The 23,284-nt window shown below is 60.9% G+C and carries 17 protein-coding genes and 2 riboswitches; of the genes, 6 read left to right on the forward strand and 11 right to left on the reverse strand.

All coding sequences use genetic code 11. From position 1 onward, the window contains the following. Positions 1–8: 8 nt before the first annotated feature. The 3 genes from JBO08_RS21415 to JBO08_RS21425 are packed head-to-tail and all read right to left on the reverse strand — an operon-like array spanning position 9 to position 2,736. A complete protein-coding gene (locus JBO08_RS21415; RefSeq protein WP_065881589.1) occupies positions 9–878 on the reverse strand; it encodes a rhomboid family intramembrane serine protease in 870 nt (289 codons plus the stop codon). Then, on the reverse strand, positions 875–1,849 hold the full coding sequence (locus JBO08_RS21420) for a metallophosphoesterase (protein ID WP_371913935.1): 975 nt from the start codon (positions 1,847–1,849) through the stop codon (positions 875–877). The genes JBO08_RS21415 and JBO08_RS21420 overlap by 4 nt, the downstream gene beginning before the upstream one ends. Beyond that, a complete protein-coding gene (locus tag JBO08_RS21425) occupies positions 1,846–2,736 on the reverse strand; it encodes an NAD(+) kinase (RefSeq protein ID WP_003217892.1) in 891 nt (296 codons plus the stop codon). The genes JBO08_RS21420 and JBO08_RS21425 overlap by 4 nt, the downstream gene beginning before the upstream one ends. 145 nt (positions 2,737–2,881) lie before the next feature. On the opposite strand from JBO08_RS21425, the gene JBO08_RS21430 reads away from it, so the two are divergent. Next, positions 2,882–3,829, forward strand: coding sequence for a DUF1853 family protein (locus tag JBO08_RS21430; RefSeq protein WP_065876389.1), 948 nt, complete (start codon positions 2,882–2,884; stop codon positions 3,827–3,829). A gap of 135 nt (positions 3,830–3,964) precedes the next feature. Here JBO08_RS21430 and JBO08_RS21435 read toward each other — a convergent pair whose 3' ends face one another. From JBO08_RS21435 to JBO08_RS21455, 5 genes are all read right to left on the reverse strand, one after another. Then, positions 3,965–4,567, reverse strand: coding sequence for a VWA domain-containing protein (locus JBO08_RS21435; protein ID WP_065889699.1), 603 nt, complete (start codon positions 4,565–4,567; stop codon positions 3,965–3,967). A 53-nt stretch (positions 4,568–4,620) separates the two neighbouring features. Then, positions 4,621–5,619: an ATP-binding protein gene (locus JBO08_RS21440; protein WP_065889697.1), complete on the reverse strand. Its 999-nt coding sequence runs from the start codon at positions 5,617–5,619 to the stop codon at positions 4,621–4,623. Further along, a complete protein-coding gene (cobN, locus tag JBO08_RS21445; RefSeq protein WP_065876392.1) occupies positions 5,619–9,380 on the reverse strand; it encodes a cobaltochelatase subunit CobN in 3,762 nt (1,253 codons plus the stop codon). The genes JBO08_RS21440 and cobN overlap by 1 nt, the downstream gene beginning before the upstream one ends. Before the next feature lie 3 nt (positions 9,381–9,383). Continuing rightward, a complete protein-coding gene (cobW, locus tag JBO08_RS21450) occupies positions 9,384–10,445 on the reverse strand; it encodes a cobalamin biosynthesis protein CobW (protein ID WP_065876393.1) in 1,062 nt (353 codons plus the stop codon). Between the two features lie 91 nt (positions 10,446–10,536). Then, positions 10,537–10,737, reverse strand: a riboswitch (cobalamin riboswitch). Positions 10,738–10,905: 168 nt separating this feature from the next. Beyond that, entirely contained in the window at positions 10,906–12,297 is a 1,392-nt protein-coding gene (locus JBO08_RS21455) for a M10 family metallopeptidase C-terminal domain-containing protein (protein ID WP_175406729.1), read from the reverse strand. Positions 12,298–12,681: 384 nt separating this feature from the next. Further along, positions 12,682–12,896, forward strand: a riboswitch (cobalamin riboswitch). A 95-nt stretch (positions 12,897–12,991) separates the two neighbouring features. Between JBO08_RS21455 and JBO08_RS21460 the strand changes: the two genes are divergently transcribed. From JBO08_RS21460 to cobM, 4 genes are all read left to right on the forward strand, one after another. Continuing rightward, entirely contained in the window at positions 12,992–13,180 is a 189-nt protein-coding gene (locus JBO08_RS21460; RefSeq protein WP_012723860.1) for a CbtB-domain containing protein, read from the forward strand. Positions 13,181–13,191: 11 nt separating this feature from the next. Further along, the gene (locus JBO08_RS21465) at positions 13,192–13,896 is read left to right on the forward strand and encodes a CbtA family protein (protein WP_065876394.1); all 705 of its coding nucleotides are present in this window, start codon (positions 13,192–13,194) and stop codon (positions 13,894–13,896) included. Then, positions 13,893–14,285 (forward strand): cobalamin biosynthesis protein, encoded by a 393-nt coding sequence (locus JBO08_RS21470; RefSeq protein WP_065876395.1) that lies wholly within the window; start codon positions 13,893–13,895, stop codon positions 14,283–14,285. Before JBO08_RS21465 ends, JBO08_RS21470 begins: the two co-directional genes overlap by 4 nt. A gap of 70 nt (positions 14,286–14,355) precedes the next feature. After that, complete coding sequence (gene cobM / locus JBO08_RS21475; protein ID WP_065876396.1) at positions 14,356–15,102, forward strand: precorrin-4 C(11)-methyltransferase; 747 nt, start codon at positions 14,356–14,358, stop codon at positions 15,100–15,102. A 252-nt stretch (positions 15,103–15,354) separates the two neighbouring features. On the opposite strand, the gene nfuA is transcribed toward cobM, so the two are convergent. From nfuA to JBO08_RS21490, 3 genes are all read right to left on the reverse strand, one after another. After that, positions 15,355–15,939, reverse strand: coding sequence for a Fe-S biogenesis protein NfuA (nfuA, locus tag JBO08_RS21480; protein WP_065876144.1), 585 nt, complete (start codon positions 15,937–15,939; stop codon positions 15,355–15,357). Between the two features lie 59 nt (positions 15,940–15,998). Beyond that, entirely contained in the window at positions 15,999–17,024 is a 1,026-nt protein-coding gene (locus JBO08_RS21485) for an acyltransferase (RefSeq protein ID WP_220074951.1), read from the reverse strand. A gap of 87 nt (positions 17,025–17,111) precedes the next feature. Continuing rightward, on the reverse strand, positions 17,112–19,403 hold the full coding sequence (locus JBO08_RS21490) for a fatty acid cis/trans isomerase (RefSeq protein ID WP_065910629.1): 2,292 nt from the start codon (positions 19,401–19,403) through the stop codon (positions 17,112–17,114). A gap of 166 nt (positions 19,404–19,569) precedes the next feature. On the opposite strand from JBO08_RS21490, the gene metH reads away from it, so the two are divergent. Further along, on the forward strand, positions 19,570–23,280 hold the full coding sequence (gene metH / locus JBO08_RS21495) for a methionine synthase (RefSeq protein ID WP_220074925.1): 3,711 nt from the start codon (positions 19,570–19,572) through the stop codon (positions 23,278–23,280). Positions 23,281–23,284: the final 4 nt, after the last annotated feature.

Raw genomic sequence — 23,284 nt, forward strand, 5'->3', positions numbered from 1 at the left:
CTTCCTTATCAAATAGACGATTTGCGGCGGCTGTACAACCCGCCCAGCAAGCCGGTCAAGCAACCGATAACCAGGCCGCCGACATGGGCAGCGTTGGCGATTTCGCCGAAGCCGATCATCGAGATCAGCCCGGACATACAGAGCACCAGCCAAATCAGCATCATCGCCAGCACGCCACGGGGCAGGCGATACGCCGGGTTCGGCGACAGCAGTTGAAAAATCCAGCAATGCCCAAGCAGGCCATATAACACGCCGGACAAACCGCCAAACAGCCCGGGGCCGCCATAGGCGTATTGAGCGTAGTTGGAGACCAGGCTGAACAAGAGCGTCAGCCCCAGCAGGTTGATACTGCCCTGGCGCGCTTCGATGCGCCGGCCCAGCTCCCAATACCACATGCCATTCATGGCCAGGTGCAGGATGCCGAAGTGGATCAGCATCGGCGTAACCAGCCGCCACCATTGGCCCGAGGCCAGTGTCTCGGCCAGCGGCGTGAACTGGATGTACTCGCCGAGAATGCGAAACGGCAGGAACGTCAGCCAGCTCATGGCTTGCAGGTTTTCGCCAAGCAAGGTCACCGCGCCAACGATGATGCTCGCCAGCAGCACCAACGCCGTTACCGGGCTATGCCGCAATTGCTCGACAAAACCCGGGCGCTTGACCGGCGCCTGTTCAGGAATATCCAATTGCTGGTCCGGATCACCCGCAGGAAAGCGCTGATACAGCACGCGCACGTCGTCACTGATGGTCTCGGGCACCCATAACACTTGCTCGCCCGCTTCCTCGCTGATGCGATGGGGCACTTGCATGCGTTGCAGCAACTTCACGAAGCCACCCAGGTCGACGCTCAGCGGCAGGCGCAATACAGCCACAGTACTCATGTAATGACCTCGGGCCGCTCAACGTCGACCCATACAAATTTACGCGGATCCAGGCGGGTTTCCTGATCCAGGCGGTACGCCACCAACTTGCCGTACAGCACCGCGCTGTAGTCCAGGCAGGCCAGGTTCGGGCGGATCGGCGCCGGTTTGCCGCTGCGCCAGTAATGGCCGACGAACAGCAAAGGCTCGTCGACGCCGTAGCGCAGCAGGGAATTCTTTTCAGTGGACGACAACGGCGTGCGTGCTACCGGCTCCGGCAGTGCGTCGGGCTGGAACACGATGTCGCCGTAGGTCTTGGGGTCGTCTTCCCAGAACTTGGTGCGGAAGAACGAGCGCGTCAGGCCGTCGCCGCCGGTCAGCGTCAGGCCATCCGGCAGGCGCATGTCGGTGCCGCGCAGCAGGCGGTCGAACGCATTGCAGGCAAAACTGCCCGGGACAGCGGCGGCCTGCAGGAAGTGCTGGTCGATGCAGCCGTCCGGGAAGGTCGCGCGCAGCGGCTGGATAAACCCGTCATCCCAGCACGCGTGGACCACGCGGAAACGCCCGGCGTCGACAAACAGCGGCATGTCATAGAACCAGCCGAGGAAGTCGTGCCAGTCGGCCGGGTGGTGTTCGAACTGGGTCAGCGTCTCCTGGAGCAACCGTGCATGCCGTGGGTTGTGTTCACGCACAAACTGCTTGCCGCTGCCCGGCGGCGCTGGCGTGCTCCAGCCCAGCGCATTGAACTCGTGGTTACCCATGATGCACAGCGCCTGGCCAGCCTCGGCCATGTCGTGGACGATATGCAACGCCTCGCGGATACGCGGGCCACGGTCGATGATATCGCCGAGGAACACCGCCATACGCGAAGGATGACGCCAGGTGCCGCCCTGCTTGTGGTACCCCAGCCGCTCGAGCAAGTGCTCAAGGGTATGGGCGCAACCGTGCACGTCACCAATCAGGTCGTAGCTACGCGCGGGATCGAGCATCAGTCGCCTCCACCCCCCAAGCGGCTGCCCCAGCCCAACTTGGTGCGGCACACTTCGTAATAGTTGTGGTCCAGCGGGTGGATCAACCGCAACTTCTGTGCCTTCTTGCTCACGGTGATGGTGTCACCGGGCGCGCAGGTGAAATGGTTCTGACCGTCACAGGACACCTGCGGGTAGATCTGCATGTCTTTGGACACCACGATTTTCAGCTCACTGTTGCCGTCGACCACGATGGGCCTGCTGGACAACATATGGGGATACATCGGCACGATCACAATGGCATCCAGCTTGGGATGCATGATCGGGCCACCCGCCGACAGCGCGTAGGCGGTGGAGCCGGTCGGCGTGGCGACGATCAGGCCGTCAGCCTTCTGGCTGCACACGAACTGGCCGTCTATATACAGTTCGAATTCGATCATTCGCGTGGACTTGCCGGGGTGCAGCACCACGTCATTGAGCGCATCGCCCTGGCCGATGGCTTCGCCGTGGCGGCGCACTTCGGCCTGCAGCAGAAAGCGGTTTTCCACCAGGTAGTGGCCGTCGAGCACCTTGGCCACTTCGACTTCCAGCTCATCCGGGCGGATATCGGTGAGAAACCCCAGGCTACCCCGGTTGATCCCCAGCACCGGCACATTATGCCGCGCCAAGGCCCGGGCGGCGCCGAGCAGGCTGCCGTCGCCACCGACCACGATGACCATGTCGCAGACTTCGCCGAGCATCTTGCGCGACGAGGTTTGCAGGCCGTGGCCGGGGAGGATTTCGGCGATGGTGTCTTCGAGGATCACATGCAGGTGGCGTTCCAGCAGGAATTTTTTCAGCCGGCGGACGGTGTCCAACACCTGGGTACTGCCCAGGCGACCGATAATGCCGATATTGCGAAATTGCTCCATGGGGCTCCTGCGGGATTTGGGGTGGGGCAAAAAAAAACGATTATGGGCGAAAGGCCGCCCCAGGCAAAATCCTTTGTCGCCATGAACCCTTGATGACAACGGTTCTCAGCCACCTGCGCCACCGTTAAAAGGCTATGCTCGGACCATGACTGTGTTCCCAGATCTGCACACCCTGCCCCGCCAGCTGCGCCACCCTGAAGTGCGCGACCTGGCGTGGGTGATGCTCGCCCCGCCAATGCTGGCGCAGACGCCGTGGCCGCAACGCCACCCGTTGGCCGGCAGTGACTGGGTGCAAGCGCCGCACCTGCTCGAACAATGGTTACGTGCACTCGATCACGACAGCAGCCCCTTGCAACACTGGCTGAGCCTGGCCCGTACCCGTCGTCTTGGGCTTTATTACGAGCGGTTATGGCAGTTCGCCGTGCAGCACGCGCCGGGCGTGGAGTTGCTGGCCGCCAACCTGCCGATCCGTCGCGCCGGGCATACCCTCGGCGAGCTGGATATGTTGCTGCGCGACCGCGATGGCGTGCATCACTTGGAACTGGCGATCAAACTCTATCTGGGGCCGCAGGACGGCGACGGCCAGGACACGGCGCAGTGGCTGGGGCCGGGCTGTCATGATCGGCTGGATCGCAAGCTGGCGCATCTGGCCCAGCACCAATTGCCAATCTCGGCGCGGGCGGAGAGCCGCGAGGTGTTGGCGGCGCTGGATATCCAGCAGTTCGATGCGCATTTGTGGCTGGGCGGGTATTTGCTGTATCCCTGGCCCGGTGAAGCGCAGGCACCCGTGGGTGCCCACCCGCAGCATTTGCGTGGGCGCTGGTTGCATCAGCGCGACTGGCGGGCATTTGTCAGCGCCAGCGCACCCGGCCGCTGGCAACCCCTGCCTCGGCATGCATGGCTGGCGCCGGCGCATTACCCGGTGGATGACGTATGGAGTGAAGAGCAGATGCAGGGTTGGCTGGCGGACTTGGATCCGATGGCGCCAGCGCAGCTATTAGTGCGGCTGGTTCAGGTGGGTGAGGATTGGGAAGAGGCTGAGCGGCTGTTTCTGGTGGCGGATCTTTGGCCGAATGTGCCGGGGGCAGGCTGAAGGATTTGTAGTGAGCGGGCTTGCCCCGCGCTGGGCTGCGAAGCAGACCCAATAAGGCAACCGTTTTTTGTCAGGAAAACCGTGGTGCCTGATTTTGGGGCAGCTTCGCAGCCCAGCGCGGGGCAAGCCCGCTCACTACACGCTATCGATATGCCGATAATCCAGCTGCAACCCGGCCGCCAATTCCTGAGCCCGGCCCAACCGGATCGGCCCACGCTCGATATCTATCAACAATCCCGAGCACTCCAGCAACGGCAGTCCTGCGACATCCTTAAGCCGGCCATCGGTAATCACCAACAACCGCTGCTCCTCAGTCGGAAACCGCTCACGTCGCACCGCCAGCCAATGCCCAGCCTCAGTCAGCGCCGCGAGCAACGGCGTGCCCCCGCCCGCCCCCAACTGGTCCAGCCATCCGGCCAAACCCTTCGCCGCTTTCAGCCCCTGTACCTGCCATTTGGGCGATTGCCCGCTGGCCGTCAACAAGGCCATCCGCGCGCGTTGGCGGTAGGCGTCATCAAACAACTGGGCCAGCAAACCTTTGGCATCGGTGAGCGCACGATGGCGCCGGGTCGACGCCGACGCATCGACAATCACCAGCCACAATTCATGGGCCGAGCGACTGCGCAGGTGAAACCGTAGATCTTCTCGCGATTGCGGCCGGCCATCGAGCAAAGTGCCCGGCCAATTGATCGAACCCTGTTTCGCACTCCGTGCCTTACCGTGCCTGCCTCTATCCAGCCGCCCTGCCTTGGGCCGGGCATCCGCCCCCGCGTCAGGTCGAGGGCGAATGCCTAGGGCTTTTTTTGCCAGGTGGGCACATCCCGGCGTGCGCCCGTGGGCAGGGCCGGTGCGGGCATGTCACCCCATTGGCCTTGACCCGGCGACGAGTCGGAGGACGTTGGCGACTGCCCTTCGCTCGGCGCATTGGACGGCGGCGATGGTGCCTGGCGGCGATGGCGCAGGGCAAACTCGGCGACGGCTTCAATGTCTTCCTCGGCGATGGCATTCGCCCCGCGCCATGCCGCATGCGCCCTGGCGCCGCGCAGCCAAACCAGATCCGCACGCAAGCCATCGACACCGGCGGCAAAGCACCGCTCGGTGATCTGCGCCAGTGCCTGGTCATCCAGTTCGATAGTGTCGAGTCGCGCCCGCGCCTGGGTGCAGCGCTCGCGCAGGGCGGCTTGGGGCGCTGCCCAGTGCGCGCAGAACGCCGCCGGGTCGCTGTCGAAATCCAGGCGACGACGGATGATTTGCCCGCGCTCGGCTGGCAGGGTCTGCCCACTCAAAGCCACGTTGAAACCGAAGCGGTCGAGCAGTTGCGGGCGTAACTCGCCCTCCTCCGGGTTCATGGTGCCGATCAGTACAAAACGCGCCGAATGGCGATGGGAGATGCCGTCACGCTCGATCAGGTTGGTGCCGCTGGCCGCCACGTCGAGCAGCAGGTCCACCAGGTGATCGGCCAGCAAGTTGACTTCATCGACATACAGCACGCCGCCGTCAGCCTTGGCCAAGACGCCGGGGGAAAACTGCGCGCGGCCTTCGCCCAATGCGGCGTCCAGGTCCAGCGTCCCCACCAGCCGCTCTTCGGTAGCGCCCAAGGGCAAGGTGACGAATTGACCACTGGCCAGCAGGTCCGCCAGGCCCCGCGCCAAGGTGGACTTGGCCATGCCGCGTGGGCCTTCGATCAGCACGCCGCCGATCTTCGGGTCGATGGCAGTCAGGCACAGGGCCAACTTCAAGTCGTCGGCGCCGACCACGGCGGACAGCGGAAAATGTGGAATATCAGTCATCAGCTGTCTTCTTCTATATCCAGCAACAGGTTTTCCAACGCTTCTTTATAAGCCCCCGGCTCTTGCCACTGGCCACGTTGCTGCGCTTCCAGCATGCGTTCGGTCATATCACGCAGGGCGTCGGGATTGTGCTGTTGCACAAAGGCCCGGGTGTCAGGGTCCAGCAGGTAGGCGTCGGCGAGCAAGGCGTATTGATGATCGTCGATCAGCGCGGTGGTGGCATCGAACGCGAACAGATTGTCCACGGTCGCGGCCATTTCAAACGCACCTTTATAGCCATGGCGCTTCACGCCGTCGATCCACTTGGGGTTGGCGGCGCGGGAACGGATCACCCGGTTCAGCTCTTCCTTCAGCGTTCGGATCTTCGGCAGGTCCGGTTGGCTGTGGTCACCGTGGTAACTGGCGGCCTTTTCGCCGCTCAGGGTTTCCACGGCGGCGAGCATGCCGCCCTGGAACTGGTAGTAATCATTGGAGTCGAGCAGGTCGTGCTCGCGGTTGTCCTGGTTCTGCAACACCGCTTGCACCTGGCTCAAGCGCTGGGCGAATTGCTCGCGGGCGGCGGTGCCCTCATCGGAGCCGCCGTAGGCGTAACCGCCCCAGTTCAAATAGACCTCGGCCAGGTCTTCGCGGCTTTGCCACAGGCGACCATCGATCGCGCCCTGCACACCCGCACCATAGGCGCCGGGTTTCGCGCCGAAGATGCGCCAGCCGGCCTGTTTCGCCGCGGCTTCGGCGTCCATGCCCGACTTGAGCAACGCCTCACGTTCACTGCGCACTTTGGCCGCCAGCGGGTTCATGTCGTCTGGTTCGTCCAGCGCGGCCACCGCCTGCACCGCCGCGTCGAACAGGCGGATCAGGTTGGCGAAGGCGTCACGGAAAAAGCCAGACACGCGCAACGTGACGTCAACGCGCGGACGGTCCAACAGGCTGATCGGCAGGATTTCAAAGTCGTCCACGCGCTGGCTGCCCGTCGCCCACACCGGCCTCACACCCATCAGCGCCATGGCCTGGGCGATATCGTCGCCGCCAGTGCGCATGGTGGCGGTGCCCCACACCGACAGGCCGAGCTGGCGCAGGTGGTCGCCATGGTCTTGCAGGTGCCGCTCAAGAATCAGGTTGGCCGACTGGAAGCCGATGCGCCAGGCCGTAGTGGTCGGCAGGTTGCGCACGTCGACGGTGAAAAAGTTGCGTCCGGTCGGCAGCACATCCAAACGCCCACGACTCGGTGCGCCACTGGGGCCGGCAGGCACGAAGCGGCCGCTCAAGGCGTCCAGCAACCCGCGCATTTCTGCCGGGCCACAGGCGTCCAGGCACGGCGCCACCACCTTGCGCAGACTTTCAATCACCGCCTTCACCTCCTCCCAACCGGGCGCTTCCAACTGTTCAAGCGGCCCTTCCAGCGCCTGTTCGATCAACCGCGCTGCATACAACTCCAAGCGCTCGCGGGTATCGCCGGCGGTGCGCCACAACTGCTCATCGATGTTCAGCAACACGTCGGGCCGACGCCCGGTCCAGGGTTCGGCCAGGGCGCAGTCGAGTGGGTCGAAGTCCAGCTCGAAAGCCTTGGCCAACACCCGCAGTACGCTCGATTGCGGACCTCGGCCGTCACCACGCGGGATGCGCAGCAAGGCGAGCAAGGTGTCGATACGCAAGCGGCCTTCAGGCGACTCGCCAAAGATGTGCAGGCCGTCGCGGATCTGCGATTCCTTTAAGTCGCACAGGTAGGTATCGAGGCGCGGCAGCCAGATGGCGGCGTCGGCGTCCTTGTCCAGCTCAAGCTCCTGGTCGATACGGGTTTCGCGCACCAGCTTGAGGATGTCTTTCTGCAATTCCAGGGCGCGGCGTGGATCGAGCAGTTGCGCCTCGTAATACTCGTCGGCCAACAACTCCAGGTCACGCAACGGGCCGTAGGTTTCGGCGCGGGTCAGCGGCGGCATCAAGTGATCGATGATTACCGCCTGGGTGCGTCGTTTAGCCTGGGCGCCCTCGCCCGGGTCATTTACGATAAACGGGTAGATATTCGGCAGCGGCCCCAGCAGCGCATCGGGCCAGCAGTTTTCCGACAGGCCCACGCCCTTGCCCGGCAGCCACTCCAGGTTGCCGTGCTTGCCCACGTGGATCACGCCGTGGGCGCCGTAGGTATGGCGCAACCAGAAGTAGAACGCCAGATAGCCATGGGGTGGCACCAAGTCCGGGTCGTGGTACACCGCGCTGGCGTCCACCTGGTAACCTCGTGCCGGCTGGATACCGACGAAGGTCAGCCCTAGGCGCAGACCGGCGATCATCATGCGACCTTCACGGAACATCGGATCGTTATGAGGCGTGCCCCAGCGCTCCATCACCGCTTGGCGATTGGCCTCGGGCAAGCGACTGAACAGTGTCTCGTAGTCGTCCAGGCCCAGGCTTTGATGGCACGGACGCAGGTCGAGACTGTCCAGGTCGTTGGTGACACCGCCCAGCAGTTGATGAATCAGTGCAGTGCCGCTGTCGGGCAAGGTGTCCGGCAGCGGATAGCCTTCGGCCTGCAGGGCACGCAGGATATTCAGCGCCGCTGCAGGCGTATCCAGGCCTACGCCGTTACCGATACGGCCATCGCGGGTCGGGTAGTTGGCGAGGATCAATGCGATACGCTTGTGCGCATTCGGCACCCGCGCGAGTTCGACCCAGCGCCGCGCCAGCTCAGCCACGAAATCCATACGCTCGGGCGCTGCCCGATAGCACACTACATCCGACTGGCTGCGCTCGCTGCGCCAGGCCAGGTCCTTGAAGCTGATCGGCCGGCTGATGATGCGCCCGTCCAGCTCCGGCAACGCAATGTGCATCGCCAGATCGCGCGGGCCGAGGCCTTGTGCACTGGCCTCCCAGCCGGGCTGATTGTCTTGGGCGCAGATCGCCTGGATCACCGGGATATTGCGGCGAAACGGACGCACGTGCGGCGCTTCGGGGCTGGATTGGGCAAAACCGGTGGTGTTGAGGATCACCGCCGCGCCGACCTCATCCAGCCAATCCTCGACCACCGTCAGGCAGCCGGGCTCTTTCAAACTGGCCACCGCCATCGGCAACGGGTTCAACCCCGCCGCCTGCAAGCGTTGGCAGAACACATCAATAAAGCCGGTATTGGCCGCCTGCAAATGCGAGCGGTAGAACAGCACCGCCGCCACCGGCCAATCAGCGTTCCAATCCGCCTGCCAATCATTCAGGCGAGCATTGGCGTTGCGCGGGTGATAAATCGCCGTGCGCGGCAGGGTTTGCGGTTCAGCCCAGGCATAGTCGCGGCCCAGGTAAGCACTGGCCAGGCAGCGGTAAAAATCCAGCGCGTTAGCCAGGCCGCCCTGGCGTAGGAAGTGCCACAGGCGGTCACGCGCCTGTGCGCCAACAGTGCTCAAGCCGCTGAGCTCAGGGTCCGGGCGATCACACCCCGGCACCAGGATCAGTTGCACGCCGCGTTCCGCCAACTCCACCAGACGCTCGATGCCGTAACGCCAATAACCAATGCCACCATGCAGCGAAATCAGGATGACCTTGGCGTGGCGCAACACCTCATCGACGTACAAGTCGACCGAGGCATGATTCTGCACCTGCATCGGGTTGGCCAGGCGAAACGTCGGGTAATCGTCCGGCAAGTGCTGGGCCGCTTCGGCCAGCAGTGCGAGGCTCGAATCGCCGCTGCACAGGATCACCAGTTCAGCGGGGGTTTGGCCAAGGTCGGCAATATTGTCGTCCGAGACGAAACCACCGGGCTGGGTCCTGAGCAGGTGCATGGGTTAAACGCTGAGGGCGGCGCGCAATTGCGCTTCAAGGCCCGCCGCGTCCAGCGCCTGGCCGATCAGCACCAGCCGCGTTATGCGGGCTTCGTCGGCGCCCCAGGCGCGGTCAAAGTGTTTGTCGAAACGCGTGCCCACGCCCTGGATCAGCAGGCGCATCGGCTTGTTCGGAATAGCGGCGAAGCCTTTGACGCGCAGGATGCCGTGTTGCACGACCAATTGGGTCAGCGCATCGAGCAGCAGCGCTTCGTCAGCCTGCGGCAGGTCGATGGAAATGGAGTCGAAGGCATCGTGGTCATGATCGTCCTCACCCTCGTGGTGGTGATCGTGATGGCTGTGACGACCGTCGATGTGCTCTTCAGAGCCAGCGCCCAGGCCAATCAATACGTCCAACGGCACGCGACCGCTGCTGGCTTCGATGATCTTTACCGCCGGCGGCAGCTCTTCGGCGACTTCCAAGCGCACCCGGGCCAAGTCTTCAGGGCTGATCAGGTCGGATTTATTGAGGATCACCAGGTCGGCGCTGGCCAGTTGGTCAGCGAACAGTTCGTGCAGTGGCGATTCGTGGTCCAGGTTCGGGTCGAGTTTGCGCTGGGCATCCACTTGATCCGGGAATGCCGCGAACGTGCCAGCGGCCACGGCCGGGCTGTCGACCACGGTAATCACCGCATCAACGGTGCAGGCGCTGCGGATTTCCGGCCACTGGAAGGCTTGCACCAGAGGCTTTGGCAGGGCCAGGCCGGAGGTTTCAATCAGGATATGGTCAAGGTCACCGCGACGGGCGACCAGTTCGCGCATCACCGGGAAGAATTCTTCCTGCACGGTGCAGCACAGGCAGCCGTTGGCCAATTCGTACACGCGGCCGCTGGCTTCTTCTTCGGTGCAACCAATGGAACACTGCTTGAGGATTTCACCGTCAATGCCCAGTTCACCGAACTCGTTGACGATCACGGCAATGCGACGGCCCTGGGCGTTGTCGAGCATATGACGCAGCAAGGTGGTTTTGCCCGAGCCGAGAAAGCCGGTAACGATGGTGACAGGGAGTTTGGCCAGTGTTTTCATCGGATGCCCTTTGGGGCGGGCATACGGGACGATAGGCCCTGCGACGGCGCGCAGCAGCGGATTTCGTCACCGGATCACCCCGCCCGGTTGAATTGAAAATCGGTTGCGAGGCAGGTCTCCTGGCTTGGGGCTTGCGGGTCTTGCGACCGGCGCTGGCTGCGCCTTCCCGCCGTATCGGCAGTGGCGTGGCAGTCAGATAAACCCTTCACAGTTGCGGGGGCAGCCGCGGCTTGGACCGCGTTCCCTTCTTAGCTTCGGCCTGGGCCGAAGAACCTCGAAGGTACAAGGCTACGCAGTGAGTGACAGCCGGTCAATGTCGGTGTAGCGATTGCTTGAATATCACGAAACACGAATAACAAACCCGCCATATGCCCGCGAACAAATGGCGGGGAATGCCGCCGTAACGCGCATTCAGCTCGCACCCTCATCAGGAAAAATCCGGCCTCTTGGAAGCTCTTTTTCAGGAATAACGCCACATAATCGGGACGTTACTGACAATATCGGGTGTATTTATCGGACCGCGGCTTTTGAGGAAAAAGTCAAAACGGCCGTTGCCCGTCAGATCGATAGCCAACCTCGACTCGTTGGTGTTGCGGTTGTAATGCAGAACAGCTTGACCCGGCTCACCCGACAGCCGCTTTACAAACGTTAACGCGGTAATACCGGCGTTTTTCAACAAGACCGAAATGTCGATTTTGTCGGTGCCACTCACAAAGTCCATGATCTGGTCAGGGCGTTCCAGTGTGGAGTCGCTGACGTTGTCGTAGACAAAGGTATCTGCCCCCCCTCCCCCCCTGAGCCAATCAGCGCCCGCTCCCCCCTTGAGCATGTTGTCTGCATGATTACCGATGATCACATCATGGCCAGAACCGCCGATTGCGTTCTCCAGCGTAACGCCTTTGGCGATAGAAACATTCCCCCGCAAGCCTCCAACATCGGAATAGGATTCAGGGTTGAGGTTGATAGTCTGGTTTTGGCGATACTTGGAACAATCCAACGTATCGTTACCGCCACCGTCCCACACGCAGAAGAGTGCCGTATCATTGGGATTATTGAGTTGATAATAGTCTCGACCCGAATTGGAGTTAAAACCGTAAGTGGTGTCTGAATTGCGCGCCCTGTAATTGGCACCATACAAACGCTGGGCAGCAGCAATATCACCCATCAATGGAGCAGCAGAGTAATTTTCTTTATGGTTCTGACCACCTTCGTGAGCGTCGAAGTAGCTCATGACAGTATGACCACGAGTATCCTGCGCATAAACGGCACTGCGAGCGTAACTGGGAGAGGTAGAATTAGAAGCGTCATAGTCTGCGGGGTGCGCAAGACCCAACGTATGGCCTATTTCATGGGTTAGTGTATATCGGCCATGATTATGAAGTGCAGGAGAAGTATTGGTGCCATAGTGGGGATTGATGAACACTTTACCGTCTTGGCCTGGGTACTGGCCAAAAGCAACCGCGGGGCCCTCGTTGTTGGAAAAAGCCAAGCGTCCTTCGCCACGGCCGGTACGTTCTTCGAACGACACATTCGCCACATCGGCCCAAGATTGCATGGACAGTCTGGCTTGGTTTTTCTGTGTGGTATTGAACTCTCTATCCCCTCTCGTCAATTTGTTGAATGAAAAGGAGATTGCCGTGACACCATCACCGTTTCTGTCAGCCCATTTCACATTTTCTCGAGTGAGCTGCTGAGCAACTTGATCCACGGTAAAGATCGGTTTGGCAAAGTTCCGCCTTATATGCGGGTCGGCGCTGCGCAACGTGGGATCTGAGGAACCGGCTCGCTGAAGGCCGGCGGACGGATTATAGGAAGGCTGCTGGCTATTAGTTATTTTCAAAATCACCACCATATTTAATTATTCGACGGAGATAAACCTCGATCACAAGCACAATTTGGAAAAAATCACTCAACCCGTTCCTGAATAACCCGGCAATCTTTAAAATCTGGAAATACAATAACTGGCAACGATAACAATTTAACATTACTCCACGGCATCTGGCCGCCCAATGGCCGACTGAAAAAAAAGCAAAATTCAACTTAAACTCAAATATCTACACAATATATTTTTAGATTTCAGCAACAGGATGAACAACAGGCGAAACTTATGAAACACATGGGAGGATAAGCCCCTGCATCAGCCCGCCAATAGAAACTCCGGCGTCAGACATTTTCACCTCTCGTGCCATCAAGGCGGCGCAGTCCTCATTTGACGGGAGCGTTCTCTCCATGCTCTCCTACACATCTTGTTTCGGGTGCCCTTCACAGGGTGAAACGGGAAACCGGTGCGCCATAGATCTATGGCAAGTCCGGTGCTGCCCCCGCAACGGTAAGCGAGCGAAGCGTCAAATCCACTGTGCTGTGCATGGGAAGGAGATGCTTATCAGGCTGGGCTCTTTCAAGAGCCGCCCCTCGCAAGCCCGGAGACCGGCCCGAAAAATCAGATAACAAACCCGCGGTGGGCGGGCGCTGTTCAGAACCCTGCGTGCCTGGCTCGCGGGGTTTTCATGCGCTCGTTTCACCCTGACACCTGAAAGGGACGCGCCATGTCGATCATCAGCAGCACTTCGCACTCCGCCAGCAGCACCTCTACCTTGAGCCAACGCCTGACCGCCGCAATCGGCGCGTCGATCCTGGGCGCGTGCCTGGTGTATTTCGCCGGTTTCTCGCACATCGAGGCGGTGCATAACGCTGCCCACGATACCCGCCACAGCGCCGCGTTCCCGTGCCACTGAGACCTGCCGACATGATCAAGCGTATTGCGCAAACTGCAGGTTTCACCGGTCTTCTGGCTGCCCTGCTGCTGACCCTGCTGCAAAGCTTCTGGGTCGCCCCATTAATTCTGCAGGCGGAAACCTTTGAAAAGGCCCCGGCCGCGACTGAAGTGGTGCATGAGCACGCAGCCGGTAATGCCGCGCACACCCACGACGCCGAAGCCTGGGAACCGGAAGACGGCTGGCAGCGCGTATTGTCTACCACCGGCGGTAATCTGGTGGTGGCTGTCGGTTTCGCGCTGATGCTCGCCGGCCTCTATACCCTGCGCGCACCCACCCGCACTGCCCAGGGCCTGCTTTGGGGTTTGGCCGGCTACGCGACCTTCGTGTTGGCGCCGACAATGGGCCTACCGCCTGAGCTGCCAGGCACTGCTGCCGCTGATCTCGCACAACGGCAGATCTGGTGGGTGGGCACCGCCGCCTCCACCGCTGCGGGCATAACGCTGATCGTGTTCGGCCGCAATTGGCTGCTCAAAGCGCTGGGCGTAGCGATTCTGGTCGTGCCACACGTGATCGGCGCGCCGCAGCCGGAAGTGCATTCGATGCTAGCCCCCGAAGCCTTGGAAGCGCAGTTCAAGATTGCTTCGCAGTTGACCAATGTCGCCTTCTGGCTGGCGCTGGGCCTGATCAGCGCCTGGCTGTTCCGCCGCAATCGTGATGATCAATACCCAGCATGATTTTAGTGGTCGGCCTGGGGTGCCAGCGGGGTTGTGACGTTCACACCCTGCGGGCCCTGCTCGACAGCGCCCTCGCCGAGGGCGGTATCGAGCTTCAACGGATCACCGCGCTGGCCAGTATCGACCGCAAGCGCGATGAACCTGGCCTTCAAGCCCTGGCCGATCTGTTGAACTTGCCATTCCAGTGTTTCGACGCTGATCAGTTGGCGGGTTATGCAGAACAGCTGAGCCACAAATCCGCGATCGCGTTTGCCCATACGGGCTGCTACGGCATTGCCGAAAGCGCCGCCCTGGCCCTGGCTGAATACCTCGCCAACGCCCCTGCCCGCCTGTTGATTAGCCGCAAGCAAACCGCCCAGGCCACCTTCGCATTGGCTTGCGCCGGCTGAAAACCTGATAATCGCCCGTTCCGATCATGAGCGTTGTTCATGCTCGTGCGTTTTTCCATAGGATATTCCCATGACCGTCTACTTCATCGGCGCAGGCCCCGGCGACCCGGAATTGATCACCGTCAAAGGCCAGCGGCTGATCCGCAGTTGCCCGGTGATCATCTATGCCGGCTCGCTGGTGCCGACGGCAGTGCTCGAAGGCCACCAGGCAGAACAGTTGGTCAACAGTGCCGAATTGCACCTTGAACAGATTATCGACCTGATCAAGACCGCCCATGCGAAAGGCCAGGACGTGGCACGCGTGCATTCTGGCGACCCAAGCCTGTATGGAGCGATTGGCGAGCAGATCCGCCATTTGCGTGAGCTGGGCATTCCATTCCAGATCATTCCCGGCGTCACCGCAGTGGCGGCTTGTGCAGCGTTGTTGGAAACCGAGCTGACCCTGCCGGACATCGCCCAGAGTGTGATCCTGACCCGTTATGCGGATAAAACCAGCATGCCCGCTGGCGAGGACTTTGACAGCCTGGCGCGACATGGCACCACCATGGCGATCCATCTGGGGGTCAATCACTTGGAGAAAATCGTCGCGCAACTGCTGCCGCACTATGGCGCAGATTGCCCGATTGCCGTGGTGCACCGCGCGACGTGGCCGGACCAGGATTGGGTCGTTGGGACGCTGAGCGATATTGCCGGGAAGGTGGCCGAGAAGGGATTTCGGCGGACGGCGTTGATTGTGGTGGGTCGGGTGTTGGGCAGTGACGGTTTTAGTGAGTCTTCGCTGTATCGCGCAGGGCATGCGCATCTTTACCGATCTTAACAAGCCAAATTAAATTACAGATACAACATATTGATTTATATGAATAAACACTATTAAAACTGTGGGAGCGGGCTTGCTCGCGAAAGCGGTATGCCATTCACAGAATGAGGTGATTGATATACCGCTTTCGCGAGCAAGCCCGCTCCCACAGTTGATTTGCTTTGTTAGATAGGCATCTCAAGACATTGAATTTAAACAATAAAAAAACGGCGCTCACGGGGCGCCGTTTTTTGTCCGCAGTGAACACCTTACTCAGTAGTAGGCGTTTTCTTTCTGCGTGTGGTCGGTCACGTCACGTACACCCTTGAGCTCTGGGACACGCTCCAGCAGGGTGCGCTCGATGCCTTCGCGCAGGGTCACGTCCGCCTGGCCGCAGCCTTGGCAGCCGCCGCCAAACTTGAGCACGGCAATGCCGTCATCCACCACGTCGATCAGACTGACCTGGCCGCCGTGGCTGGCCAGGCCCGGGTTGATCTCGGTTTGCAGGTAGTAGTTGATGCGCTCGTTCACCGGGCTGTCGGCGTTGACGTTCGGCACCTTGGCGTTCGGCGCCTTGATGGTCAGTTGGCCGCCCATGCGATCGGTGGCGTAGTCGACCACGGCGTCGTCGAGGAAGGCTTCGCTGAAGGCGTCGATGTACGCGGTGAAGCTTTTCAGCCCCAGGGCGGTGTCTTCAGGCTTCTCTTCCCCTGGCTTGCAGTAGGCAATGCAAGTCTCGGCGTATTGGGTGCCGGGTTGGGTGATAAAGACGCGAATACCGATACCTGGGGTGTTCTGCTTGGACAGCAGGTCAGCCAGGTAATCGTGGGCGGCGTCGGTAATGGTTATGGCAGTCATGGAAACTCCTCACAGGCTTGCCGGCAGTTTACGCCAAATTATTACAGAGGTACAAAGTCCTAGTATTTTTGTCGGGAAAGGACTGCCGATTCCTCAATGCCGAACCAACGCTTGAGCGTGCGATAGGTCGACTTTTCCAGCCATTGGTAGCTCGCGAAGGCGCAAACCGCCGTGAATACGATGCAAACAGGCAGCATCGCATAGGGATCTATTCCCGTACGCTTGACCACCCATAGCCCAGCGCACAGAACCAGCACGTGGATCAGATACACCGAGTAAGAGCAGTCCCCCATCAGTTTCAACACGCGTGAGCCTTGGAAGTAAGGCTCCAGTGCCACGCAACTGATGACCAGGATCGCGCTGGGCACGCCCCATTCCAACGCACGGGGCACATCCGCCCCGTGATAAAGCGCCACTGATGCCACCACCATCCCTAACAACGGCACCCACGCCCTGACCCGGCAAAGGCCGCGGCGATACAGCATGCCGATGACGATACCCATCAGAAACTCCAGGACAATATCATTGCTGTAAAAACCGTCGGCCAAGTCCAGGGCGGGACCGATGAGGTAGCACACCAGGTACAACAGCACGGCCACCACCCACAACCGATAGTCCCCACGAACCCACAAGGCGACGGCGAACAGGCCATAGAACAGCATCTCGAAGTTCAGGGTCCAGCCGACATCCAGCAGCGGATAGACGCCGTAGCCTGCCGGGTGTTGGGCAGGGATAAAGAGCAACGACAGGAGCACATGGCCCAGCGCGAGTTGAACATCGGGGAACATCGAGGGCACAGCCAGGGTGAGCAGGGCCAGCAGCAAGGTATAGAACCAATACGCCGGCGCGATCCGTGCCACGCGCATGAGCATGAAACGCCAAGGTGTCAGGGCTTTGTCTGCGGTCGCAAGGAAGATCACCAGGCCGCTGATGACAAAGAACACATCCACCCCTGCGCCGCCTTTTTCGACGAACAGGTACTCCAGCGCGTTGTGCACCTCAAAGTTGAAAAACAGCTGCATAAAGTGATGACCCACCACCAGCCACGCAGCCAAGGCGCGAAGAAACTGCACTGAAATCAACATCATCGGACTACCTTTTAGAACCCCGCACAGTAGATATCCGATTGCTTCAACGCCCGCCTGGAGAGATGACTGGATCAGTGCCTGTAGTTATAGGTTCTCATAACGGTTCATGTCCAACACACCCTCTTCCACGGGCGCGACTTCGTGGAGGTACTGCGACAGATCGTGGAAGTACTGCCAGAACAACGGATGACTGCGCCGCACGCCCCAGCGGTCGACGATCTTTTCGAAACGATTGGCATCTTTGGCCCGCTCCATTTCAGCCACGAACTCGGGCACTTCCTGGGCGGGGATATTGAACATGAAGTTCGGGTAACTGCTGAGTACGCCGGGGTAAAGGGTCAAGGTGTCGAGTCCCGGCTGGTAGCGATAGGCTTCGCCCAGCAAAAACGCGACATTACTGTGGGCACGGTTGCGCAGCAGGCTGTAGATCTCGCGCTTGCCGCTGGCAGTTTGAATGCGCAACATCGTGGCTTCGGGCAATTGATCGATCACCTTGAGCCCGGCGGCCGGGCGTGAGGTCAAGCGGCTCAACGCCTGCTCCGCATCCTGCAAGACCGGATCAATACCGCTGCGCGAGCAATACGCACTCACACATCGGTTAAACGGGTCCGGGCTGGCGTTCAAGCTGGCATAACGGGTCAACAACTGGTTGGCAAAGTCGCGCTTCGGGTCGTTTTCGTTCAGGTGCAAACCCGTGGGCTTGTCATCATCAATGGCCTCATAGTCCAGCCAGAGCTTGATCTTGCCGCTGTTCTGGTACCAGTCGTCGAGGAAGTCTTCGCGGGTATCGGCGGGCATCAGGCGCAGGAAGTTCTGCTCGGCGCCGTTACGGATCAGGTCGAAGTACAACCGTGTCTGGGCCTGGTGCGAGACATTGCCGAACACGTCGAAATTCACCGCCAATTGGTAATACGTGCGCTCCAGCAGCGGATAGTCGAACAGCCACATCGTCTGCGGCACATCGCCGATCAGGCCTTTGGTCACCGAGGCGCTGTCGAAGTGGCGGAAAATGCTCAGCAAGGCATCATCATTGCCCGCCCACAGGCTCGACCAGCTTGGCGGCGGCAGGTCAGCATAGCTGTCACGGCGCAGGGCCTCGTATTCATTGCGTTTGTCGCGGTAGGCCCGCCACAGGCTGAGCACGCTGCCCACATCGTCATTCTGTCCCGGCATGGCCAGTAATGGCGTGGCCTGGCCGCGATAACGCGCATCGGTGATGTAGAGGTCGTGGTCCGGGTCCTGGAACAGGGTCCAGAAGTTATCGCGGATCACATCCGTGGCAATCTGCCCACGGCACACCGGCCCACGAATGAACGTGCGCACGAAGTATTCGGCGTTATCCAGCATGAACTGGTAACGCGCCTTGGCGGGGATGGCCTCGAAGGTTTCGAATGGATTGGCGCGACGGGCTGGGCCGTAGCCCGGCAAGGCGCTGACCTGCCAGTCGCCGGCGTAGAACAGCGCCTTGATGCGCGCCATTTTCGCAGCACTGAAGGGGTAAGTGATGTGGGTTTTGTGCACGATCACGCCCTGCACTGGCCACAGGCGGTAATACACCTGGGTACCGGGGTCATCGTTGGGGCGACGGGTATTGATCAGATCAATCGGCTGCCCGCTCGGGGTGCGCGACCGCACCCACTGGAAGAAATGCCCCGGCTCGCCATGCTCGAAGTAAATATGCGCCAGGTACAAATGCTCGAATAACCAGCGTGCCACCAAGCTTTCGCGGGCGCCCGGTTTGTTGAACAGGTTCTCCCACTGCTGCACCTGCAAGGCTTCGCTGGCACTCGGCGCCAGGCTTTGTTCATCAATAGGCGCGCCGGACGCGAGCCAGCGTTGCAGCGTCTGGTACTGCTGCTCGGTCAGGCCGGTGACGGCCAGTGGCATGCCTTCCTTGGGGTGGGCGCCGGCGTAGGCGTTGAATTCGCCGGGCATTGCGCACATGTTCGCGCGGTTCAGGCCCAGGACGATGTCTTCAGGCAACTTGGCATTGGGTGCCAGTGCAGCGTTGTGCCCCAGTTCGAGCATGCGCGCCATCAATGCAGCCTGGCTGCCCTGCGCGTCCAGCACCGAGTAAAAGCCCTTCTGTTGCCAGGCCGCCTTGCCAGAGGCATCTATAAACAGGCGGGTGGTCGGCGCCGCCTGGCTGCGCTCGCCGTCATATACCGGCATTTTGCTCGCACCGCGCACCGCGCCTTCGGCACTGCCCAGGTTGAGCTGGCAGGCAGAGTCGTAGCAGGCATGGCAGGCCACGCACTTCTCGGTGAAGATCGGTTGAATGTCGCGGGTATACGAAATCGCCGGGGCGGGTCCGTCGGCCTGAGCAGTGCAGGCAACCAGTGCCAGGACGGCGCTAGTGATGAGGCGAAATGACATGGATCCGGTCCCAATTCAATGCGTGCGGCGAAAAGTGGCGGTGATTCTACCGGGCCATCCCCCCCAGCCAACATGAACGATATTCATGTAAAACCCGTGCATGCTCCAAATCGGCACAGGTTTGCTATGATTCACGCCCTCCGAAATGCCTGACCAGAGTAGTCCCATGTCCGATCGTAGCGCTCGTCTGCAAGCCCTTCACCAAGCCCTCAAGGAACGTATCCTGATCCTCGATGGCGGTATGGGCACGATGATCCAGAGCTACAAGCTGGAAGAACAGGACTACCGTGGCAAACGCTTCGCGGACTGGCCAAGTGACGTCAAGGGAAACAACGATTTGCTGGTGATCACCCGTCCGGACGTGATCGGCGGTATTGAAAAAGCCTACCTGGATGCCGGTGCCGACATCCTCGAAACCAACACCTTCAATGCCACCCGCGTTTCCATGGCCGATTACGGCATGGAAGACCTGGCCTACGAGCTCAACGTAGAAGGCGCACGCCTGGCGCGCAAGGTCGCTGATGCCAAGACCCTGGAAACCCCGGCCAAGCCGCGTTTCGTGGCTGGCGTGCTCGGCCCGACCAGCCGTACGTGCTCGCTGTCGCCCGACGTGAACAACCCCGGCTACCGCAACGTGACCTTTGATGAACTGGTGGAAAACTACACCGAAGCCACCAAAGGCCTGATCGAGGGCGGCGCCGACCTGATCCTGATCGAGACCATCTTCGACACCCTCAATGCCAAGGCGGCGATCTTCGCCGTGCAGGGTGTGTTTGAAGAGCTGAATATCGAACTGCCGATCATGATCTCCGGCACCATCACCGACGCCTCCGGCCGCACCCTGTCGGGTCAGACCACTGAAGCGTTCTGGAACTCCGTCAGCCACGCCAAGCCGATTTCCGTGGGCCTCAACTGCGCCCTGGGCGCCAGCGAACTGCGCCCGTATCTGGAAGAGTTGTCGAACAAAGCCAGCACCCATGTGTCCGCGCACCCCAACGCCGGCCTGCCCAACGAATTCGGTGAGTACGACGAACTGCCGTCGGAAACCGCCAAGGTCATCGAAGAGTTCGCCCAAAGCGGCTTCCTCAACATTGTCGGCGGCTGCTGCGGCACCACACCCGGCCACATCGAAGCGATTGCCAAAGCCGTGGCCGGTTATGCGCCGCGCCAGATCCCGGACATCCCCAAGGCCTGCCGCCTGTCGGGCCTGGAGCCGTTCACGATTGATCGCAGCTCGTTGTTCGTCAACGTCGGCGAGCGCACCAACATCACCGGTTCCGCACGTTTCGCCCGCCTGATCCGTGAAGACAACTACACCGAAGCACTGGAAGTCGCCCTGCAGCAGGTGGAAGCCGGCGCCCAGGTGATCGACATCAACATGGACGAAGGCATGCTCGATTCGAAGAAGGCCATGGTGACCTTCCTCAATCTGATTGCCGGCGAGCCGGACATCTCTCGCGTGCCGATCATGATCGACTCCTCCAAGTGGGAAGTGATCGAGGCCGGCCTGAAGTGCATCCAGGGCAAGGGCATCGTCAACTCCATCAGCATGAAGGAAGGCGTCGAGCAGTTCATTCACCACGCCAAGCTGTGCAAGCGCTATGGCGCCGCCGTGGTGGTGATGGCGTTCGACGAAGCCGGCCAGGCCGACACCGAAGCGCGCAAGAAAGAGATCTGCAAACGCTCCTACGACATCCTGGTGAATGAAGTCGGCTTCCCGCCGGAAGACATCATCTTCGACCCGAACATCTTCGCGGTCGCCACCGGTATCGAAGAGCACAACAACTACGCCGTCGACTTTATCAACGCCTGTGCCTATATCCGTGACGAGCTGCCGTATGCGCTGACCTCCGGCGGCGTGTCCAACGTGTCGTTCTCGTTCCGTGGCAACAACCCGGTGCGTGAGGCGATCCACTCGGTGTTCCTGCTGTACGCGATCCGCAACGGCCTGACCATGGGTATCGTCAACGCCGGCCAGTTGGAGATCTACGACCAGATCCCGGCCGAGCTGCGTGACGCCGTGGAAGACGTGGTGCTCAACCGCACCCCGGAAGGTACCGACGCGCTCCTCGCCATCGCCGACAAGTACAAAGGCGACGGCAGCGTCAAGGAAGCCGAGACCGAAGAATGGCGCGGCTGGCCGGTCAACAAACGTCTGGAACATGCGCTGGTCAAGGGCATCACCACCCACATCGTCGACGACACCGAGGAATCCCGGCAGTCATTCGCGCGCCCGATCGAAGTGATCGAAGGCCCGTTGATGTCCGGCATGAACATCGTCGGCGACCTGTTCGGCGCCGGCAAAATGTTCCTGCCCCAGGTGGTGAAATCCGCCCGTGTGATGAAGCAGGCCGTGGCCCACTTGATTCCGTTCATTGAACTGGAAAAAGGCGACAAGCCGGAAGCCAAGGGCAAGATCCTGATGGCCACCGTGAAAGGCGACGTGCACGACATCGGCAAGAACATCGTCGGCGTGGTGCTGGGGTGCAACGGCTATGACATCGTCGACCTCGGCGTGATGGTGCCGGCGGAGAAGATCCTGCAGGTGGCCAAGGAGCAGAAATGCGACATCATCGGGCTGTCAGGCCTGATCACGCCGTCCCTGGACGAGATGGTGCATGTCGCCCGTGAGATGCAGCGCCAGGACTTCCACCTGCCGCTGATGATCGGTGGCGCCACCACCTCCAAGGCGCACACGGCGGTGAAAATCGAGCCCAAGTACAGCAACGACGCGGTGATCTACGTGACCGACGCCTCGCGCGCCGTGGGCGTGGCCACGCAATTGCTGTCCAAGGAACTCAAGGCCGGTTTCGTCGAGAAAACCCGCCTGGAATACATCGACGTGCGTGAGCGCACCTCGAACCGCAGCGCGCGGACCGAACGCCTGAGCTACCCGGCGGCCATCGCCAAGAAGCCACAGTTCGACTGGAGCAACTACACCCCGGTCAAACCGACGTTCACCGGCTCCAGGGTGCTGGACAATATCGACCTCAAGGTGCTGGCCGAGTACATCGATTGGACCCCGTTCTTTATCTCCTGGGACTTGGCCGGCAAATTCCCACGCATCCTTACCGATGAAGTCGTGGGTGAAGCGGCCACCGCGCTGTACGCCGACGCCCAGGAAATGCTCGCCAAGCTGATCGACGAAAAGCTCATCAGCGCCCGCGCGGTATTCGGCTTCTGGCCGACCAACCAGGTGCAGGATGATGACCTGGAAGTCTACGGCGACGACGGCCAGCCGATTGCCCAACTGCATCACCTGCGTCAACAGATCATCAAGACCGACGGCAAGCCGAACTTCTCCCTAGCCGACTTCGTGGCGCCAAAAGACAGCGGTGTAACCGACTACATCGGTGGTTTCATCACCACCGCCGGCATCGGTGCCGAAGAAGTCGCCAAGGCCTACCAGGACGCTGGCGACGACTACAACTCAATCATGGTCAAGGCCCTGGCCGACCGCCTGGCCGAAGCCTGCGCCGAGTGGCTGCACCAACAAGTCCGTAAGGACTACTGGGGTTACGCCAGGGACGAGCAACTGGATAACGAAGCGCTGATCAAGGAGCAATACAGCGGCATCCGCCCTGCCCCGGGCTACCCCGCGTGCCCGGATCACACCGAGAAAGCCCAACTGTTCCAACTGCTCGATCCCGAGGCCCGCGAAATGCAGGCCGGCCGCAGCGGCGTATTCCTCACCGAGCACTACGCGATGTTTCCGGCGGCAGCCGTCAGCGGCTGGTACTTCGCCCATCCGCAGGCGCAGTACTTTGCCGTGGGTAAGGTCGACAAGGACCAGGTGACGAGCTACACCGCACGCAAAGGCCAGGAGCTTGCTGTGACTGAACGCTGGCTGGCGCCGAACCTGGGTTACGACAACTGATTGA

Origin of the sequence: Pseudomonas sp. LAP_36 (assembly GCF_019456785.1) — a bacterium.
GTDB classification, from domain to species: domain Bacteria; phylum Pseudomonadota; class Gammaproteobacteria; order Pseudomonadales; family Pseudomonadaceae; genus Aquipseudomonas; species Aquipseudomonas tritici.

Bases quoted from the DNA above. Each gene is read 5' to 3' on its own strand.
- JBO08_RS21415 (WP_065881589.1), bottom strand. From the start codon at position 878: ATGAGTACTGTGGCTGTATTGCGCCTGCCGCTGAGCGTCGACCTGGGT.
- JBO08_RS21425 (WP_003217892.1), bottom strand. From the start codon at position 2,736: ATGGAGCAATTTCGCAATATCGGCATTATCGGTCGCCTGGGCAGTACC.
- JBO08_RS21430 (WP_065876389.1), top strand. From the start codon at position 2,882: ATGACTGTGTTCCCAGATCTGCACACCCTGCCCCGCCAGCTGCGCCAC.
- JBO08_RS21440 (WP_065889697.1), bottom strand. From the start codon at position 5,619: ATGACTGATATTCCACATTTTCCGCTGTCCGCCGTGGTCGGCGCCGAC.
- cobN (WP_065876392.1), bottom strand. From the start codon at position 9,380: ATGCACCTGCTCAGGACCCAGCCCGGTGGTTTCGTCTCGGACGACAAT.
- cobW (WP_065876393.1), bottom strand. From the start codon at position 10,445: ATGAAAACACTGGCCAAACTCCCTGTCACCATCGTTACCGGCTTTCTC.
- JBO08_RS21455 (WP_175406729.1), bottom strand. From the start codon at position 12,297: ATGGTGGTGATTTTGAAAATAACTAATAGCCAGCAGCCTTCCTATAAT.
- JBO08_RS21460 (WP_012723860.1), top strand. From the start codon at position 12,992: ATGTCGATCATCAGCAGCACTTCGCACTCCGCCAGCAGCACCTCTACC.
- JBO08_RS21465 (WP_065876394.1), top strand. From the start codon at position 13,192: ATGATCAAGCGTATTGCGCAAACTGCAGGTTTCACCGGTCTTCTGGCT.
- JBO08_RS21470 (WP_065876395.1), top strand. From the start codon at position 13,893: ATGATTTTAGTGGTCGGCCTGGGGTGCCAGCGGGGTTGTGACGTTCAC.
- cobM (WP_065876396.1), top strand. From the start codon at position 14,356: ATGACCGTCTACTTCATCGGCGCAGGCCCCGGCGACCCGGAATTGATC.
- nfuA (WP_065876144.1), bottom strand. From the start codon at position 15,939: ATGACTGCCATAACCATTACCGACGCCGCCCACGATTACCTGGCTGAC.
- JBO08_RS21485 (WP_220074951.1), bottom strand. From the start codon at position 17,024: ATGTTGATTTCAGTGCAGTTTCTTCGCGCCTTGGCTGCGTGGCTGGTG.
- JBO08_RS21490 (WP_065910629.1), bottom strand. From the start codon at position 19,403: ATGTCATTTCGCCTCATCACTAGCGCCGTCCTGGCACTGGTTGCCTGC.
- metH (WP_220074925.1), top strand. From the start codon at position 19,570: ATGTCCGATCGTAGCGCTCGTCTGCAAGCCCTTCACCAAGCCCTCAAG.